This is a genomic window from Anabaena sp. FACHB-1391, from assembly GCF_014696755.1.
Classification (GTDB): domain Bacteria; phylum Cyanobacteriota; class Cyanobacteriia; order Cyanobacteriales; family Nostocaceae; genus Dolichospermum; species Dolichospermum planctonicum.
On the sequence record NZ_JACJQS010000032.1, the window covers coordinates 11,620 to 29,895 of the forward strand.

At 36.7% G+C, this 18,276-nt stretch carries 13 protein-coding genes and 1 CRISPR repeat array; of the genes, 2 read left to right on the plus strand and 11 right to left on the minus strand.

Features of this window, described 5'->3' with window-relative positions; translation table 11 throughout:
• Positions 1–242 precede the first annotated feature (242 nt).
• The 10 genes from H6F62_RS15045 to csx18 form a co-directional block, all read right to left on the minus strand.
• The gene (locus H6F62_RS15045; protein WP_190372378.1) at positions 243–1,769 is read right to left on the minus strand and encodes a hypothetical protein; all 1,527 of its coding nucleotides are present in this window, start codon (positions 1,767–1,769) and stop codon (positions 243–245) included.
• Complete coding sequence (cmr6, locus tag H6F62_RS15050) at positions 1,766–3,724, minus strand: type III-B CRISPR module RAMP protein Cmr6 (protein ID WP_190372379.1); 1,959 nt, start codon at positions 3,722–3,724, stop codon at positions 1,766–1,768. Before cmr6 ends, H6F62_RS15045 begins: the two co-directional genes overlap by 4 nt.
• A 5-nt stretch (positions 3,725–3,729) precedes the next feature.
• Positions 3,730–4,128, minus strand: coding sequence for a hypothetical protein (locus H6F62_RS15055; protein ID WP_190372380.1), 399 nt, complete (start codon positions 4,126–4,128; stop codon positions 3,730–3,732).
• Positions 4,129–4,341: 213 nt separating this feature from the next.
• Entirely contained in the window at positions 4,342–5,118 is a 777-nt protein-coding gene (cmr4, locus tag H6F62_RS15060; RefSeq protein ID WP_190372381.1) for a type III-B CRISPR module RAMP protein Cmr4, read from the minus strand.
• Positions 5,118–6,317 carry a type III-B CRISPR module-associated Cmr3 family protein gene (locus H6F62_RS15065; RefSeq protein WP_190372382.1) on the minus strand — a complete coding sequence of 400 codons (1,200 nt, stop codon included), beginning with the start codon at positions 6,315–6,317 and terminating at the stop codon, positions 5,118–5,120. Before H6F62_RS15065 ends, cmr4 begins: the two co-directional genes overlap by 1 nt.
• Positions 6,317–9,328, minus strand: a complete 3,012-nt coding sequence (cas10, locus tag H6F62_RS15070) for a type III-B CRISPR-associated protein Cas10/Cmr2 (protein WP_190372383.1) — start codon at positions 9,326–9,328, stop codon at positions 6,317–6,319. The genes H6F62_RS15065 and cas10 overlap by 1 nt, the downstream gene beginning before the upstream one ends.
• A 493-nt stretch (positions 9,329–9,821) precedes the next feature.
• Positions 9,822–10,220, minus strand: coding sequence for a hypothetical protein (locus tag H6F62_RS15075; RefSeq protein WP_190372384.1), 399 nt, complete (start codon positions 10,218–10,220; stop codon positions 9,822–9,824).
• 87 nt (positions 10,221–10,307) lie between these two features.
• Positions 10,308–12,448: a CRISPR direct-repeat array (repeat unit 36 nt; unit sequence GTTTCCATTCAATTAATGTCCCCAGCGAGTGGGGAC).
• A gap of 183 nt (positions 12,449–12,631) precedes the next feature.
• Positions 12,632–12,913, minus strand: coding sequence for a CRISPR-associated endonuclease Cas2 (gene cas2 / locus H6F62_RS15080; RefSeq protein ID WP_190372385.1), 282 nt, complete (start codon positions 12,911–12,913; stop codon positions 12,632–12,634).
• A 20-nt stretch (positions 12,914–12,933) separates the two neighbouring features.
• Positions 12,934–13,926: a CRISPR-associated endonuclease Cas1 gene (gene cas1, locus H6F62_RS15085; RefSeq protein WP_190372386.1), complete on the minus strand. Its 993-nt coding sequence runs from the start codon at positions 13,924–13,926 to the stop codon at positions 12,934–12,936.
• A gap of 194 nt (positions 13,927–14,120) precedes the next feature.
• Positions 14,121–14,396: a CRISPR-associated protein Csx18 gene (gene csx18 / locus H6F62_RS15090; protein ID WP_190372387.1), complete on the minus strand. Its 276-nt coding sequence runs from the start codon at positions 14,394–14,396 to the stop codon at positions 14,121–14,123.
• A 207-nt stretch (positions 14,397–14,603) separates the two neighbouring features.
• On the opposite strand from csx18, the gene H6F62_RS15095 reads away from it, so the two are divergent.
• The gene (locus H6F62_RS15095; protein ID WP_190372388.1) at positions 14,604–15,791 is read left to right on the plus strand and encodes a WYL domain-containing protein; all 1,188 of its coding nucleotides are present in this window, start codon (positions 14,604–14,606) and stop codon (positions 15,789–15,791) included.
• A gap of 275 nt (positions 15,792–16,066) precedes the next feature.
• Here the strand turns inward: H6F62_RS15095 and H6F62_RS15100 are convergent, their stop codons facing one another.
• Positions 16,067–16,792, minus strand: a complete 726-nt coding sequence (locus tag H6F62_RS15100) for a cytochrome b/b6 domain-containing protein (protein WP_190372389.1) — start codon at positions 16,790–16,792, stop codon at positions 16,067–16,069.
• A gap of 91 nt (positions 16,793–16,883) precedes the next feature.
• On the opposite strand from H6F62_RS15100, the gene H6F62_RS15105 reads away from it, so the two are divergent.
• Positions 16,884–17,690, plus strand: a complete 807-nt coding sequence (locus tag H6F62_RS15105) for a DNA adenine methylase (RefSeq protein ID WP_190372390.1) — start codon at positions 16,884–16,886, stop codon at positions 17,688–17,690.
• Positions 17,691–18,276: the final 586 nt, after the last annotated feature.

Here is an 18,276-nt window from a genome sequence, read left to right on the forward strand (position 1 = left end):
ATTAGTTTTCAACTATAACTCTATTTATGGAATTTATGGTATTTATTGTTTTATATATAAGTGATTATGGAATATGATACAGCTAAAATCAGGATTTTTATCTAGATATTTTCTGACGATTGGGGTAGGAATGCTATTCACTTAACAAATCTCGCTGCACCACTTTCCCCTGCTTAAAGAGATCACTAATAATTACTAAAGTTACCAGAAGCGTTAGCATAGCTTACCGCAAGTATCGCTAGTTAATTTGCATCCTCTAAATATTGCAATCCCCACTGATACAAAGAACGCATCAATAAGTTATTCAAATTCGGAAGAGTGCTGATTTCTTTGAATGTATCCGTCATCAGTTTTTTAATGTTTTCTGAAGTTGTTGGCATATATACACCTGAAAATTTATTATTAGCCCAAATATTACCGATTTTTGTTGAATTTATAGATTCCCCTTTATGAATAATTTCGTTGCGCTTTGTTCTAATAGCCTTTAACAATTTTGACCATTTATTATCTTCTTTGAATTTTTTGTAAATACACCAACCTTGCATTAATTCTGCTAGACTTGGTTCATCTTGATTACTTACTATCCAACCTTTAGCAGTCCAATTTTGGGCTGTTGATTGAATATATAATAACTGTTCTAACAATTGGACAAACTGAATAAATGCAGTGGTGTAATTTTCTCGTTTTAGAGAAAGTTCTAAGATGATTGTTGATTCCCAAAGTTTGCTAAGATCATCAGTTTGTATTTTTTGCAGTTGAGTTTTCCAATTGATGATTTTTTCTGAATCAGTTATTTTACTAACATCATTACAACCTATCCAATCTTTGAGATTTCGGTAAAAATATTTATTAGATTCCCAGTTACTATATTGTGCTAAAAAACCAGCTAATTTATATAATACTGAATGACGATTTTGATGGACTTTTAGCCAAATTTGGGTTTCTGAAAAATCACCTCTTTCCCAAGCTGATTTAATTTTTACTTTTTCTAACGCCCAGAAATATTCACTCATAGTAATAGGTTGAAAACTCTGGGAATGATTAGCAGTAATTAAACCATTTTCTAAGGTAGTAAAAAATTCCTTTGGTTCATCGGGACTAGCATTAAATACTTGATATTGACGTACTAAAGCGGCTGCACAAATTTCTACATTAGAAGCAATTACAGGGGTACATCCTTTAGTTTGAATCCAGAGAACAAACTCTTGATTTTCGTTAGCATTGATAGCTTCTTTTAAAACCAGTTGTTCTAATTCTTCACGAATTTCATGACTGTTACCAGCATTAATTTTTGGAGCGTGAATATCAACCCTAATATTAGGAAATAAACTTTTAATTTTTCCCTTCATTAATTCTGCTAACCATAAAGTATCTAATCTGCGAAAATTCCAACTAATACTTTCCGGTTGGTCTGTTCCCCATAGGATAATATGTTTTAAGCCTTGTTTTACTCCTCCTGCAATGACAGTTTTATCTAACAATAATTCCACATTACTAAAATCACCACCTAACCATTCTTGACAGTAATCATAATATCTTTTACCTAAATCTCGACCACTCCAAGGATAGGTTTTACCATCTTCGTCTTCATGTTTACCCCGTTCTATTCCTAGTTCTTGATAGAGTTCGTTGATATGTGGAGGATAACTAATATTACCATCTGCACCAAAGGAACGGATAATACCATCTTGACAACGCCAGCCTATTTGTCGAGTTCCTACGGTAATGATCAGGGTGCTAACTTTATCTGTGTTATTTGTGGTTGTCATAATGGGAAGATTTGCAGTTTATTTTGTAATTTTTCTAAATATCTTCGGCGTGGATTTTCATTAGCACCAAATACTGTTACTACTTGGTAATTTCCTAAATCTGTAATCCATACAGGGGAAGGAATAACCTGATTATCTTGAATTTTGCCACAAAGATTACCGTCATAATTATCATTAAATTTTAGTTCATCACTATGTAAAACTGATAGGGCATAAGATTTACCGAATTTTTCATCTCCAGAACATACAAAGATGCGACAATTTGCGTCTATTGCTTCTGTCCATTGGTTATTTCTAACTATTCCACAAGTTCTTAATTGTCGAGAATTAAAATTCACACCTAAGGTTTGTAATGCTTCATAAAAATTCCTGATTTTAGTTGTGAATAATTCTTGAAATTGTTTAGTATTATTTGGTAATGTCCAAAAAATATCATCACTTTCAGTAATTAAATTACAGCCACGATACCAAGGAGGACGGGGAGGATTACGATCTTTTCGAGAATATAATGGTCTTCTTGCACCTTGACCAATACCACCCAAATGAAACATTAACCAGGTGAGATTTTTGATTAATTTCTTTAAGTTCTGTTTTTGAGATTGGGGAATTTCCGGTGAATAGTTTAATGTGAATATTCCTGATTGTTCACCAAAATCATCATTTTTATTTGCAGCATTATCTCTAATAGTTTTTCCTTCTAATACTCTGACCATTAACCAGCCATATTGTTTACTAGGGTTAATACCACCAAATATTTTAGCTTCCCATGTTTGCACTTGTCCAGGTTCTAAAATTCCTAGTGCAAAGGTTCTAAACCAATAACGTAACATTGATTTAAAGGCAACAGATCGAACTTCTGGATTAGGAATGGTATCTGGTTTTAATTTTCCTTGGCTAAATTTAAAATTACCATCTCTGTCTTTTTGGTAAGGCTGTTTAATATCTTTTAATTTTTGTCTACCATGTATTAACTGGCCTTCTATAATAAATTCAACTCGGAAAAATTCACTTTCAGGTTTATGATTACCTATACCTGCGGGATTTAATTGACCATAACCAGTGTTAACTTGAGAACCTACACCAGCTTGTAAACCTTTGATTAACCACTGTTTGACTTTTTCTAATATTTCGTTATCCTGGCAGTTACTAGCTAACCGTAACCCAATCACAAATATGGGTTTTTCTAAACTGAAAAATGGGTTAGGATTGGGGCTATATTTAGGTGTATTATTGGGTGAATTATTATCCCATTGCCAAATATTATTAACCATATCCACAGCTAATACATTTTGATTTTGATTTGGTAAAGGATAAGCGTCTAAGAATACAACTTTACCCGCTTGATTGGCTTGATCTTGAGTTTCTAATGAACCAAAATAGAGGGCAATTTGTTTTTCTGCTTCTTGCCATTCAATGTTGTGTTTAGCCATGATTTCCCGGATGGCTTGGGTTCTGGCCACACCGCGCAGGGTGCTAGAGGGAATATAAGGAATACCCAAAGCATCAAAAGCCGGTAATAAAATACTTTCTGGTCCTTTATGTCCACCTACTCTAATTCTCCAAGGACATTGGACTTTAAAACTTTTTTGGGCTATTAATTCAGTACGTTTTGTTAGTTGTTGTAATCGCTGGGAATATTTTGACCCCTGTTCGGCCATTTGTAATATTTGTACTTTGGTGGAGTCTTTATAATCATGATTGGGTGATAGCGAAGCGCTGCTGCAAGGAGTTCGCATCCAACGCAAATATTCTACAAAACTCGCCTCTGGATGTGGTTGAGGTTCATTTTCTGGGTTTAACCAGGGAGAAGGTATAGGTGGTTGATGTTTACCCCCAGCACCACCTCCATGACCACTCACAGGAACATTAATTACTCTTCTAGGTTGATTAACATTTGGCATTGGTTTTGCTGATGGTTGAGGTTTTTTAGGTTGATTAGGTTTTTCAAATACCATGATTTTTACTCTCCCTTAATATCCCAATAAACAGCAGTAGCCCAAAAACTAAATTCTTGTGCTAAAGCTAATCCCAAACCTGTGATACCTAAATATTCATCTGTGTTAAAATTTTTTAGTGTTGTTAAACCTTGTTCACCAGATAAATTTTGTGTTCCTGAAATAGTTTGCAAACATTCAAAGAATTTTTCTACCACTTCTTTTTTACCCATCATTGTCTTCTCAGATAATGCCATTTCTTCGGCTTTTAATCGCATCATTCCCCAAGTAGAAAGGTATGTATAAAGTTCCACCGCTTGACCTTTTTGTTGTTTTAAACGATTCTCATCTTGACGGTGTAAATTGCGTAAATTATTTAAAGCGTCATAAGTTGGTGTGGCAATGGTTCTAGGGTCAAATGTCATTTTTAATCACTCCTTTGAAAAAAACATAAAAAGGGCGATTGGAAATCGCTACTACACAGTCAAAGTTCACCTTCGTGGACTAAATAGGTGATTTAGGCTGTGACGCACCCAAATTTTATAATCCTAATATAGCTAAATCTTGTGGTGCGGGCATCTTGCCCGCTAGAATTATACAACTAGAATTATACAAATTAAACGCACAACAACTTATCATTATTTTATCCATTGTTGCACAAAACCCCGTCCTAAACTTTCTTGTCCGCCAATTTGTAATATTTCATTGTCTGCTAATAAGGTTTTAAAATCTTGATCTGATTTTTTTGATTTTCCATTAGCTTGTGATGTAATTCCCCAAGGTAAATACATTAATGTATCTGGTGGAATTGCTTCCTCATAACGGAAACCACCATTTACAGATTTATGTTCATCGAGTTTAATTTTCACCTGTCTCCATAAACTCATTTGAATTAATGTAGCACAGTGTTTATCAGGTAAAACCAATAACCGATTTATAGAAACCGTAGCATCAGCTTTTGGTACAAATTGTTGTAAATTTTGTCCTGGTTGTAATTGATTTTTTGGGATAATTGCATCCTTTAAATAAACCGGAGAATTATTATTAAAGTTACAACTATATTCTACAGGTATGGGTAATTTACCTCCTTGTAAACGTTGCCAACGTTGTAATAAAAGCGGGCAACTAATCCATACTACACTATGACTTAATGATGGTACTGGCAACCATAATATAGAAGCGTCACCAATCCAAATATCACCCTGTTCTAGTTGTCCGTCTTGTAAATCAGTGCCAAATAGTTGATATTTTAGGTCTTTATCTGTAGCCAATGAACGTACTTTACCCCTGACTGTACTAGAAGGAATATAAGGTAAATTAGTATGAGATTCACGGGCAATTCCTAATAAATTACCTTCCTGAGTTATGCCACCTGTATGTAATGGTGAAAGTAGATATAAATAGATGTATTCCATTAAGATTTCTCCTCACTTTTTCCTTGATATTGAATCCACAACATTTCTGAATAACCCAATTGTCGCCAATTGTTTACACGATTATCTTCATTAGTTCCATTCTTGTGTACTTTTTCATTATCCTGAAACAATCCTTGAGGTTTATTCAAGTAGTATAAACTTCCCGGTGGTGCAGCAAAAACCTGGGGTGCAGGAATGCTTTTTGTAATGCTTTTTGTATTGTCTTCTTTCCCCCTAATTCTACAACTGATTGGTACTGCTTTATCTGTGGACATACTCACAAAATTACCGTCTTTAAGTTTCCATTCCCAGGGATAAGGACGACATAAATTTACTCTTTGTTCAGGATTATATTTATGATGTGGTCTTTCAAAAACTCCCGGAGTAACTAAATAAGCTATTGATTTGGTATCATCTTTAGTATCAGCTTGTTTAGTATTAGCTTGAAAATTACCATCTGAAATAGTTTTTAATTCTTGCCATTGTTTCCCCAATTCTGGACAAGATTCTACTATGACTCTGTGTCCTTCTCCTCCTAATCTGATTGTTGCAGGTGTTGTAATTTCGTGATTAATGCCTATGGCAAAACTCCAATTTTGATGTAAACGAATGGCCTTTTCTACAAAGTAACCATCGGCATCTTTAACTTGTTTTGTTCCCGGTTCAATGCTATTATGAGAACGGGTTTCTTCTTCCCAAGGTTTATCTTCATGACTGTCTTTAATTATGTTCCAATCATTTTTATCTATTTTCCCCGTTTTTAAATATTTCTTAACAACACAATAAGGTAAATATTGTCTGAATTTTGTTTCTACTCCATTGCCTTTAACCAAATCATCTTTATCATCTTCATCATCATCTTTTTTATTATGAGCTTTAACTAATGGACAAGGTTGAGTTTTATCCCATAAGGCATTCTTGATATAAGATTCTGTTTCCCAAGTTAAAGGGACAAGGGGTACAGATTTGGCAAAACCTAAAGGACGGGGAAGATATAGGGTATTTTCTGTGTTTTGATAACAAAGGAATGGACCAACTATATTAAATCTCTCTTCTCCTAATAAACCCCGTAATGCACCAGCTATAGTATGACCATTAGGAGGAAATATACTACCAGCCCATGCCCTTTCTTGTGGTGAAAATGGTTTAGCATCTCTTAACATTAAAATATCTAATGGTGTGAGTTTATACCAATACATTATTTCTCACCTCCTACTTTTATATCTATATCACGTTTACGTTTGACAAATGCCGCCAGTTTTAACCAACTTTGAATTTCATCATCTAGTTGTTTGGTTTCGGTAGTAATAAACAACGCTGTTAAAAAGTTTGCTAACTTTTCTTGAAACTTTGTTTTCGCATCTTCATCATTTTGGAATTGATCTCGGCGATCGCAAAATGCCTTTGTCCAAGGTACAATAGCTTCTAAACTCGGTGCGGGGTGTTGACTCCATAAACTCGCAGCTTGTTCAAATATCGCACTTTCTAAATCATTTGTGATTAATTGCTGCCATTCAGAAAAAACATCGAATTTAGCAGTGGATTTTAAGGTATTACCATTGCTGTATAATACCCGCACTTGTACAGCGTCTTTTTTATTAAAACAGGCTTTTTCTCCATGTTTTTTAGTTGGTATAAGGCAACTATGATGATATTCGTGTTTTTTCGCTGCGTCTTCCGCTTCCCACAGGCTTTCTAAAGCTATTGCTAAGGGTACAGAATGATGGGCAATTACGATACCAAAACTAATTGTAGCCGTGCTACCCATTGTAAATAATGGACGCTCAACTAAACCAACTTTTTTACCATCATCTTTTAAATATTGCCAATAATCACCCTTATTACTAAATTCTTCACGGGGGTCTTTTGCACCTTTAAAACATTGACGGATATCCCATAACCATTTATCCCATTCCCAAAGATTGGTATAAGCTAAAACGTCATCACCACCACCATAAATTAATCTACCTGCATAACGGCTTTGTGTCAAATAAGGAACTAATTGATTAGAAAAATCTAATAACGCGCGACTTAATGCACTGTGGGTACTAGGTCCCATGCGTTTTTGGATTTCTAAAAACTTTGGAAAGTTAGTTAATGTAACTTTTTCCTCAAAACCATCAGGAATATATTCCCGGTAGGGTTTCATTTTTGAACCCTTTAACCATTCACTCATACTATCACCATCACCTGCTGCTAATACATACCAATCTGATGGGTTATTGTTGGGATAGCATTGACTGAGAATTTGATTAATTCCTTGGGTGTATTCTGCTTTTAATGCTTCACTATTGGGTAAATCTTCTAGTATCCAACCTGCATTAAGTAAGCGGGGATGGTATTTTTTAGGATTCTGTTTTTTATCTATCCAAGGAATACCCCATTTACCTCTCATTTCTATAAGTGTATTCTCGATATCAGGGTATTTCTCAATTATGGCTTGACAAGCTTTTTCAAAATTACGTTTATGTTCAGGATTACTTTGATTAACTTTCAAATATCCTGCAACTCCAGAGGTTAAATCTGGATAGGAGATTTCTAAATCTACTCCTAATAATTCTGGTAAAACCTTATGTAAACCCCGCTTTAATACCTCCGTAGCATTTAACTGTTCTCTACCATCAAAAAACCCTGCTTTATGCTTCCAAAAATGTTTGGTTTCACCTTCTGTCATCCAGTCTTTTTTATCTTGATCTTGATTACCAGGGCTGACAACTGGACCAATACCAGAAATTGTCGAACGGGGTCCAAAAGCTGTGGGAAGTTCCCAATTTCTAGCGTTTTTAACTGCTGCTAAACTAGCGCGGGTTGCGTCGAAAATATAACCCCACCATGAACCTATATTAGCACTAAATCCCCTTTTATATATCTGTTGACGAATTTGATAAGATTCTTGTAATAAATCTTTTTCTTGGTCTTTGAAAAGCTGATTTTTATTGTTGATTAAATTGTAAGTTTCATTTTGTGCTTTTGACCAGTTTTCAAATTCTTGATTTTTGTTTTTGTTAGCAGAACATTTAAACTCTTCTTCTGGTTTACCAATGGGTAATGCTGTCCAGTAGGTTTGCCACTGGGATTTTAACCAACCTTGCCATCTGGTATGATTGGGATCTAAACCTTTCATCCAATAACGTTCATTTTGCAATTCTTTTAATACTAAGTCCCCCACTTTTAACCATTCTTTTAACAAGGTTTGTTGGGCTGTTTGCATGGCTGCTTGTACTTTACCTTCTGGTAATACCAATACTATCACATTAGGAAACCCTGCGGTTAATAATGATTCTGGTGATGGTTGGTTTATATATGGCGAAAAATCTCGATATTGTTGTAATAACCAATGGTCAATTAATGGTTGTTCATATAAACTAGGATAAAGTAAGGTATCTGGTCCATATTGATTGGCTAGTTGCCAACAAACTTTAGCTGATAAATAATATAATAACCAAGAACCCGCCCAAAAATCCCGCATTTTGCGACTAGATTTAATTAGTTCCTGTACTGGACTAAAACTAAATACTGCTAAATAAGGATGAGAAACGGCTTTACCTCTTGGCCAGTTTTTAATTTCATCTAATGTTAAATCATATCCAGCAAAACCACCAGCTAAGGCTGATGTCATACTTACATGACTCCAAATAGAAGCATCGGGAATCCTGGTTTCTGCTGGCATTAACATTAATGAATTATCTTCAAAGATATCACAGGTGACTTTAGGTAAACAACGCCATAACCACCAATATAATTCTTTAATTTTGGGAATATTATCTTCAATTTCGTCTTGAAATTTTTGTGGTGCTGTTTCTAGTATTTCTAATAATTTCTCTTCTTTTGTAGATAAAAAATCTGCACGTTTACCATTGATTAATTCTTGGTGAAAATTAACTTTAAAATCTTGTTTTGCACCAGATAGTAAATGTCTAATTTCTAATCCCTTGTTAGGGTTGTTACCTTCTGCATAGTTTATAAATTCCGTAGTACCACCAATGGCGGATCTATCACTTGCTGAAGCTACATGATCTGCTAAGAGGATATTTGCTAATGCTTTACCACGAGAATCATCGGGGGTTTTGCCAATTTCAACCCAAGCTTTCATTACCTCTAGTTGTTTATAGAAGCTATTTTTACCCCGTCCTGTATTGTCATGTAATGCCTTTAATACAGGGTCATGTAGTAACCCCCAAATCTTAGCCCGCCAATATTCTGCTGTCATCGGTAGATCCCCTGTTTAGCTTATAGATGAATTATAAGAGCGCGATTCAGTGTTTGTCTAGGAATCTAAAATATCTCAAGATTTTTGTAATATTTGCTCTAACCCTTACTCTGTACGCTTTTCCTGATTTTGAGGATTTTATTAAAAATATTTTATTTTCTTTGACATTGGTTCTTATTTATGCTGCTATCAAGTTACAGCGTTTCCTTTACCAAACATTGATTGATAGTTAAAATGTACTGATTCTCAAAATATCAGTACATATTTTATTATGTATTTATATATACTGCTGATGGGCGTTGTTTCCATTCAATTAATATCTCCATGTAGGGGCGAACGGCCGTTCGCCCTTACGTGGGTTTGATCATCAGGTTTCCATTCAATTAATATCCCCAGCGAGTGGGGACTCGATTAGTCATGTGGATCAAATTGTAGAGGTTTTAATGTTTCCATTCAATTAATGTCCCCAGCGAGTGGGGACTAAAACACCCGCTCATGAAACACATCCTTTCGGAATACGCGGGAGTTTACTTTGAAAATCTTCATTACCTTCTATACTCAAAACCTTAAAAGAAGGCAATCCATAAACGGCGTGCGACAGGTCTAGATTATTCGGGGAATAAGAATGCCCCTGATATCCAATCGAAACCTCAATCTCTCTGTTCCAAGCCCTTAAAGCCATCTCTTCTATGTCTTTTCTGGCACTTGCTTTTTCTGCGGCGGCTTTCAGCTTGTTTTTTTGGTTGCTTGCTGTTGGGTAACTTTGAACTTTTACAACAGGATTAATGAACTCAAAAAGATCATTATGTTCCGTCTCAACTTCAACGCTTGCCAAAGTTATTTCTTTGTTGCCTATGTCACCAAATGGACAGTATTCAAGTTTGATTTTCATGTAAAATCGCTCCTAAAACAAAATTAAAATGCTCTGGATGTTGCTTGTAAAAGTCAGTCATCAGTTTGGGATCGCGGAATTTCTCAAGTTTCCATTCAATTAATGTCCCCAGCGAGTGGGGACAAGTTTAAAGGGTAAGATTGCTGCGATCGCTTTTTCAAGAAGTTTCCATTCAATTAATGTCCCCAGCGAGTGGGGACCTTTGCAGTCTAGCCGCAGCGTCTCTTTGTGCAGCAGATTTCCATTCAATTAATGTCCCCAGCGAGTGGGGACTTTTAGGCGCGATCGCCGAAGACGACAAGCTTCTAATAGTTTGCGGTTTCCATTCAATTAATGTCCCCAGCGAGTGGGGACGCTAGGCTATCAGCAATGAAGTCTCAAGGAGAATTGTTTCCATTCAATTAATGTCCCCAGCGAGTGGGGACTTTGGAGACAACAAAATTTATGTGGTCAATGGACACAATAGAGTAGTTTCCATTCAATTAATGTCCCCAGCGAGTGGGGACAATCAGCCTCCTGGCTGGTGCTATTTGCATTTAGGCTAGTTTCCATTCAATTAATGTCCCCAGCGAGTGGGGACTTTTTGACCAATTAAAAAATCAATATGGGCCAGTCAGTGAGGGTTTCCATTCAATTAATGTCCCCAGCGAGTGGGGACTTATTAAGTATGTTAATTCTCGGTAGCTGTATCATTTTGTTTCCATTCAATTAATGTCCCCAGCGAGTGGGGACCCCTAACTTTTGATTATCTTTCAGGTCTTTATATAATGTTTCCATTCAATTAATGTCCCCAGCGAGTGGGGACGGCATTAGGGTTGGTGTAAGTAATTTGTGCATTTTTTAAAGTTTCCATTCAATTAATGTCCCCAGCGAGTGGGGACGTGATTATGAACTGCAACCTTTGCCAGAAGAACTTTCGTTAAGTTTCCATTCAATTAATGTCCCCAGCGAGTGGGGACCCTTTAAGTGGACACCCTCTAGCGATAAGGTCTTTAAAGTTTCCATTCAATTAATGTCCCCAGCGAGTGGGGACCTTCGTTCATTGCACCCTCTCTAATCTCCAAAAATGCGGGTTTCCATTCAATTAATGTCCCCAGCGAGTGGGGACAGGAAACAAGAGAAACAAAACTTATGACAACTTTAGTTTCCATTCAATTAATGTCCCCAGCGAGTGGGGACACCATGGAACATTTGGTGAGGTAAAAATATTTACTAGTGTTTCCATTCAATTAATGTCCCCAGCGAGTGGGGACTAGAAGTACCGGATTACTCCTGATCTTTCTTCTATGGGTTTCCATTCAATTAATGTCCCCAGCGAGTGGGGACATTCTCAAAAAACTTACAATAACCACTATACAACTGCTTACGTTTCCATTCAATTAATGTCCCCAGCGAGTGGGGACTGAATGAATTTGATGGAAGTAAAAAACCCCTGACAAGTTTCCATTCAATTAATGTCCCCAGCGAGTGGGGACAAGATGACATCTTAACGCAGTTGGAGTTCTTAAGAAGTTTCCATTCAATTAATGTCCCCAGCGAGTGGGGACTTTTTTCTTGCTCTTTCTCCCTACACTTTGGTAGAGCCTTCTAACAGTTTCCATTCAATTAATGTCCCCAGCGAGTGGGGACTGGAAGAACAGCTAAAAGAAGAGAAGTGGCCGGAAAGCCGCGTTTCCATTCAATTAATGTCCCCAGCGAGTGGGGACTTAATTACGTAATTTGTCTATACCACCACCTCAAGCTGTTTCCATTCAATTAATGTCCCCAGCGAGTGGGGACGTAGAGTAAAAAAGGACTTGTTGGTAAAAGAATAACTAATATTATGTTTCCATTCAATTAATGTCCCCAGCGAGTGGGGACACCACTTCTTGCTGAAACCAGTGGGTAATTCCCTAAAGTTTCCATTCAATTAATGTCCCCAGCGAGTGGGGACAATTTTTCTTGTGGGCATTTAGATACGTAGTATCAGTTTCCATTCAATTAATGTCCCCAGCGAGTGGGGACTCAAAGAAAAGGATTAAAAGGATCTCAGTGGGATGGTTTCCATTCAATTAATGTCCCCAGCGAGTGGGGACATCCAAAAGAAATTGAATAAAATCCTTAATGGATCTTTGTTTCCATTCAATTAATGTCCCCAGCGAGTGGGGACTGCAAGCCACGCTTTAGCATCTTGTCCAGTAATACCAGTTCTAGTTTCCATTCAATTAATGTCCCCAGCGAGTGGGGACTCCTCAATTTTAAACCCTTACCCAGCAAGGTGTCCAGAGACAGTTTCCAAAGATCAGGAAAAAAAGTGGTAAAACCACTAACAGAGAGCGGGAAAAAACCCCCAAAACCCTTACCCAGCAAGCGACCGAAGTTCTCAACGAAAAAATCAACATTACAGCCATTTTACCTGACCTTCGGAAAAACTACACAATAATCGAACCCGGAGGCTCAATCACAGGAACACCCACCCCCCAAGTTTCCACCTGAGAAAGAGTATGTCGAGACAAAGGATAAAACCTGACATTATCCTCCTCTAACTTGACAATCTTCCTTAACCGACGACGGAAATCATTGTACTTTTCCCTACTTAACTGACATTCAAATACAGAATACTGTACCCGCTGACCATAACCCTCTAATAAATCAGCTATTTTTTTCCGGCGTTTATCATCAGGAATATCGTAGGAAATCACATACAAAAACATAACACAAATATCCGAAAAAATCAATCAATTCGATAACTTCGATAATGGTGACTGGGATTATAAACAAACTGTTTAAAAGCTTTGACTTGTTGAGTTAATAAATCCCACTTTGGTTGCTTGATTTCCTGATCAGTTTTAATTTCCTCCGTCATTCTTTGCAAAAACCCCCGTAAAAACTTTTTCCTACCCAAATTATTCAAATAACATCCCCCATTCTTAAACTCAAAATCAGCCTTGACATCCATAATTTTGCGATTAATTAACCACATTACCAGGGAGTCTACCAAAGGGGCGCGGAACTCCTCAATTAAATCAGAAGCCAAGGCCGCATGACCATCATTTCCTTGATGTAAACAAGCATAATAGGGGTCAAGTCCTTGAATTTCAATTAATGCTAAAAGATGATTCCACAGGACTTGATACCCAAAACTTAACATGGCATTCACAGGGTTTCCTGGAGGGCGACGACTACGACCAGAAAACACAAAATCAGAATTGGTAATACATTCACCAAAAGCGGAGAAATATTGAGCCGCACCGGCACCTTCAAAGCCCATTAACCGTTCTAAATTATCTGCTGTGGCCGCTTGTGCTGCTAAATAATCTAAACTTTCTAAAACCCGTTCTATAAGTTCTGATTCTCGTTTTTTCTGCTGTCTTCTTAATAGCACCCGGCTATTTTTTAACTTACCTTTAACAAGTTCTCTAGCAGTAATTAACCTGTCTATGGGGGATAATTGTTGTTGATAACGGGATAATTGGCGGTATCCCCTGGAAATGGGTAAAGTTCTGCCATAGCAGTAACCCATTCTTGATAAATAAGCAATGGGAATATCACGCCATAAACAAGCACGAATCACTTGGGTTGTGATTTGCGATTGACCAAAAATCAAAATTTGTTCTAACAAGGGTAATTGTACTTCTATATAAACAGTATCCCCTTGTTTAACTAATAAAGTTTCTTTCTGTAAACAGACATAACAATTCTGTTCAGAAACATAAAGGGTCTGCATGGAATTATCAAAAATGATTTAATGATGATTTAATATCATGTCCGGTTGAACACTTATCATATTTGTTGTGGCTGGTAATTGGTAATTGGTAATTGGTAATTGGTAATTGGTAATGGGTAATTGGTAATTGGGAAAAGGCAATACAATTATGAACTATATCGTAAGTGATTGGGCGGACATGATTTAATTTTTTATTAACGCCACCAACGTTGTAAATAAGATTTTTTAGCAGAATGATATTCACCTGTTCCAGAAGATGTTAATTCTGCATTTTGTTCGGGTTCTAACCACAAAATTACTCTATCTGCTGCACTAGCCACTATATAAGTAGCTAACGTTACCAATAAAGTATTAATAATAACTGCCGCTAAACCCAAAGGTGCAATTAACAAAATGACTAAAGTAATACCACCATTCACAGTAGATATAGAAACATTTCTGAAAGTAGCAGAACGTCGAGAAATATACATAGTGTAAAAAGGCTAACTTCAAGATCCTGTTGATTACCATAACCGCAGAATTAGCAAAAAGCTAGAAAAAGACTATAAACTAAATTATGATAGTTATCTTACCTAAAGCAATATTCACAACAGTTACAGCTAATTTCTACCAATAGTTTAAATATTTTCTTTTTACACTGAGATTAATGTACTATAAATTTCTGCCAGTGATTTACCATGTCTAAAAAACCTGCCCATTCCTATACAGAACGTTTGGCCTTTGAACGTTTGCTGCTGTTAATTGCTACATTATTAAAATATCCCGGTGTCGGTAGTCCTGATTTTCTCGACTCTAGTAACAATGAAAATCATGATGCAATTAGTTCTGTAAAAGCATATCTGCAAAAGTTAGCAGCAGAATTAAAGATAGAATTACCCCCAGAATATCCAGCCCTTTCCACCCTCCGCAAAGATTTAGAAACCCTCAGACGTTATGCTATTCTTGACCAACGAATGTATCGCTGGGGATATTATTTAGGAACGGGTGCGCTTTCCATAACAGAATTAAAAGTAGCATTTAACGCTTTAGCATCTCAAGCACAATATCAGGGTGATGCCCAAGCTAGACGCATTTATGAAAGTCTTAGTAAAAGATTACGTGGTTTAGATAAGTCCCTGGAAGGAGAACTTTTTTATCCGACTCGTCAACATCTCAATCGGGCTATTATTTATACTGACCCCGAAGAAATGGCGACTCAGGGAGAAAACCGCGATACATTATTTCATCAATTACCATTATTAGAACAAGCTATTATTCAGGGACAAGCTGTTGAAATTTCTCGTACCAAAGATTTATATGGTTCTAATCATATTGGGCGGTTTCAGGTATTTCCTTTACAGTTAATATATCATGATATTGCTTGGTATTTACTGTATGAACTTTGTGAAAATGAACATTTAGTTATGGGGCGTGTAAACCGTTTTAATAGTCATTGTCATCCCGTCAGCAAAATACCACCACGGGGTTTAGAAAAACAAAGAGCAAGTTTAGTTACAGCATATAAACTACTAGAAAATGGCTGGGGTTTAAACTTAGGCGACCCAGAACCTCAAAAAGCTGAATTAGCAGGAAACCTCGAATTTATTGAGGTAAAAGTACGTTTTTATCCTCCCATATCAAATTTTATTTTAGAAGGAGAACGTCGTCATCCTCGCCAAAAAATTACCACTGGATTTATTGATAAAAATGGGCAATATTCTTATATAGAATATGCTGTAGATCTACCAGGTCGGTCTTTAAATGAATTTAGTCGCTGGGTTTATCGTTATATGGATAAAGCCCAAGTATTATCCCCTCCTAAATTAGTGACAGAACACCACAAATATGCACAGGCTTTACTTGACCGCTATAGGAATCTGGTTTGATTCTGTGAATTTACTTGTGTGGTCAGGGAACAGGGAACAGGGAACAGGGAACAGGGAATAGGGAATAGGGAATAGGGAATAGGGAAGAGGTTTTGGGCAATTTTACTTTTCGTTACTTATGTCGGTTTTTTTCCGTTTATCTACTTACAGCAAGTAGCTTTGAGTGAGGTACACTTTGTGCAGGCAAGATGCCCGCACCACAAGAGTTTTATTATTAATATCTGTACTTCATAAACGGATAACTGCTGTATTTAAAACCTAGATAAAAATAGACTTTACTTTTCACTTGAGAAAAACACTGGTAAAATAAACGCGGCAATAATTCCTAACAAAACAATCACCTCAATTATTTTCAATAATAAACCACCGCCCATAAACTGATTAATTTCTTCCTGAATATGATCAGAAAAATTACCCAACCAACCACGGAAACGACCATACCAATTCCCTGGACTATCTTCTGGGCGCAATTTCCATGATATTATTGACAGTAATAATGGCACACCACCAACTTTAGCTGACATCAAAACATGAATTGCTAAACAACAAATCATGATTAACCAAGCTATTAAATGAAGAGAATACCAAATATGATCAAATTCTCCTGTAGGTAGCCATTCTTCTTGCATCATTCTACCAGAGACTACTGCTAAAACCGCGGCAATTAACATTTTAGTATTTGCTAAACGTTGCAAACTTACCCACCAAATTGGTCTACCAATTTGAGTGAGATTTTGCATAGAGTCTGGTTGTAATAAGCGTCTTTTACCGGCATGAAAACTATAAAGGGCGAAAAATGGTAGTAAAATCAAGAAAAATAGTGCTAATGTGCCGTGAATATCCTGAATAGGATTAATTTTAGGAATGGGGATAGATCCAAATCTTTTGTCAAAAGTGTTGTAAATTAGAAATCCGCTGATAATTGCACCAATTACTAAGGTTCCGCTGATACCATGCAGGATTCTTAATATTAAGGGTTGATAGGGTGTTGAACGGTTCATAAGCTGATATGGTAGGTTGTGAAGATGGGTAATTTTGCTGTAGATATGAGAAGGCAAAATTTATATTATCACTTCTCAAGGCTCAAATACAATGAATATCAAAAGTCCTCTCCGTTATCCTGGTGGTAAATCAAAAGCAATCAAGCAAATATCTGAATATTTACCACAAAAGTTTTCTGAGTTGCGAGAACCTTTTGTTGGTGGTGGTTCTGTATTTATTTATCTTAAACAAAAATATCCTGATTTAAAGATTGCAATTAATGATTTAAACCCGGAATTATGGCGATTTTGGCATTTGGTACAATCTGATTTATCGAAATTGGTTGCTGAAGTTCGTCATGTTAAAGAAAATTACCAAGACGGAAAATTACTCTTTGCTAAATTAGCCCGTGTAGATGTTAACACATTATCAGATTTAGAAAGAGCAACGCGCTTTTTTGTTCTGAATAGAATTACATTTTCAGGAACTATAGAATCAGGAGGATTTTCTTTAGAATCTTTTCACAAAAGATTTACCAATTCATCAATAGATAGACTGGAAAAATTAGCCACTATCTTAACACCAGATATCAAAATTACAAATTTAGATTATAGCCATATTATTAATCTGCCAGGAGCAGAGGTATTCATATTTTTAGATCCTCCCTATTTCCAAGCGGAGAAATCTAAATTATATGGTAAAAAAGGAGATTTGCATACAGGATTTGATCATCAAAGATTTGCTTTAAACTTAAAACAATGTCCCCACAATTGGTTAATTACCTATGATGATTGTCCAGAAATAAGAGAAAATTTTAAATGGGCAAATATCATTGAATGGGAACTACAATATGGCATGAATAACTATAAACAAAAAAAAGCGGAAAAAGGCCAAGAACTATTCATTAGTAACTACTAAGTAGGTTGGCGTTAAAAATTGTCGTTATGACGAGGGAATAGGTGACAGGTGACAGGTGACAGGGAAGAGGGAATAGGTGACAGGTGACAGGTGACAGGTGACAGGGAAGAGGGGACAGGGAAGAGGGAAGAGGGGACAGGGAAGAGGGAAGAGGGAAGAGGGAAGAGGGGACAGGGAAGAGGGAAGAGGGGACAGGGAAGAGGGAAGAGGGGACAGGGAAGAGGGAAGAGGCTTCGCCGTGAGCGTCAGCCGAACGGTTTTGGGCAACTTTACTTTTCGTTACTTATGTCGGTTTTTTTCTGTTCACCTACTTACAGCAGTTCTCAGTATTATGAAGTACAGATATTAATGATAAAACTCTTGTGGTGCGGGCATCCTGCCCGCATAAGGTGTACTTCACTCAAGCTGACCTTGCTGTAAATCGCTACTAAACAAACCTGGGTAGACTAACACAAAATTCAAGTTATTAAAGGTTTTAAAGGTTTTAAACTCATGCAGGTGGGTTTGACCTTTGTGGCTGGGACTTCTAGTGGCTAGGTGTGTAATAAATTAGACTCATCTTTGCGTTCTTTCTCCGCGCCTGTGC

Excerpts from the sequence above, each read along its gene's own strand:
- H6F62_RS15045 (WP_190372378.1), bottom strand. The coding sequence starts at position 1,769 with ATGACAACCACAAATAACACAGATAAAGTTAGCACCCTGATCATTACC.
- cmr6 (WP_190372379.1), bottom strand. The coding sequence starts at position 3,724 with ATGGTATTTGAAAAACCTAATCAACCTAAAAAACCTCAACCATCAGCA.
- H6F62_RS15055 (WP_190372380.1), bottom strand. The coding sequence starts at position 4,128 with ATGACATTTGACCCTAGAACCATTGCCACACCAACTTATGACGCTTTA.
- cmr4 (WP_190372381.1), bottom strand. The coding sequence starts at position 5,118 with ATGGAATACATCTATTTATATCTACTTTCACCATTACATACAGGTGGC.
- H6F62_RS15065 (WP_190372382.1), bottom strand. The coding sequence starts at position 6,317 with ATGTATTGGTATAAACTCACACCATTAGATATTTTAATGTTAAGAGAT.
- cas10 (WP_190372383.1), bottom strand. The coding sequence starts at position 9,328 with ATGACAGCAGAATATTGGCGGGCTAAGATTTGGGGGTTACTACATGAC.
- H6F62_RS15075 (WP_190372384.1), bottom strand. The coding sequence starts at position 10,220 with ATGAAAATCAAACTTGAATACTGTCCATTTGGTGACATAGGCAACAAA.
- cas2 (WP_190372385.1), bottom strand. The coding sequence starts at position 12,913 with ATGTTTTTGTATGTGATTTCCTACGATATTCCTGATGATAAACGCCGG.
- cas1 (WP_190372386.1), bottom strand. The coding sequence starts at position 13,926 with ATGCAGACCCTTTATGTTTCTGAACAGAATTGTTATGTCTGTTTACAG.
- csx18 (WP_190372387.1), bottom strand. The coding sequence starts at position 14,396 with ATGTATATTTCTCGACGTTCTGCTACTTTCAGAAATGTTTCTATATCT.
- H6F62_RS15095 (WP_190372388.1), top strand. The coding sequence starts at position 14,604 with ATGTCTAAAAAACCTGCCCATTCCTATACAGAACGTTTGGCCTTTGAA.
- H6F62_RS15100 (WP_190372389.1), bottom strand. The coding sequence starts at position 16,792 with ATGAACCGTTCAACACCCTATCAACCCTTAATATTAAGAATCCTGCAT.
- H6F62_RS15105 (WP_190372390.1), top strand. The coding sequence starts at position 16,884 with ATGAATATCAAAAGTCCTCTCCGTTATCCTGGTGGTAAATCAAAAGCA.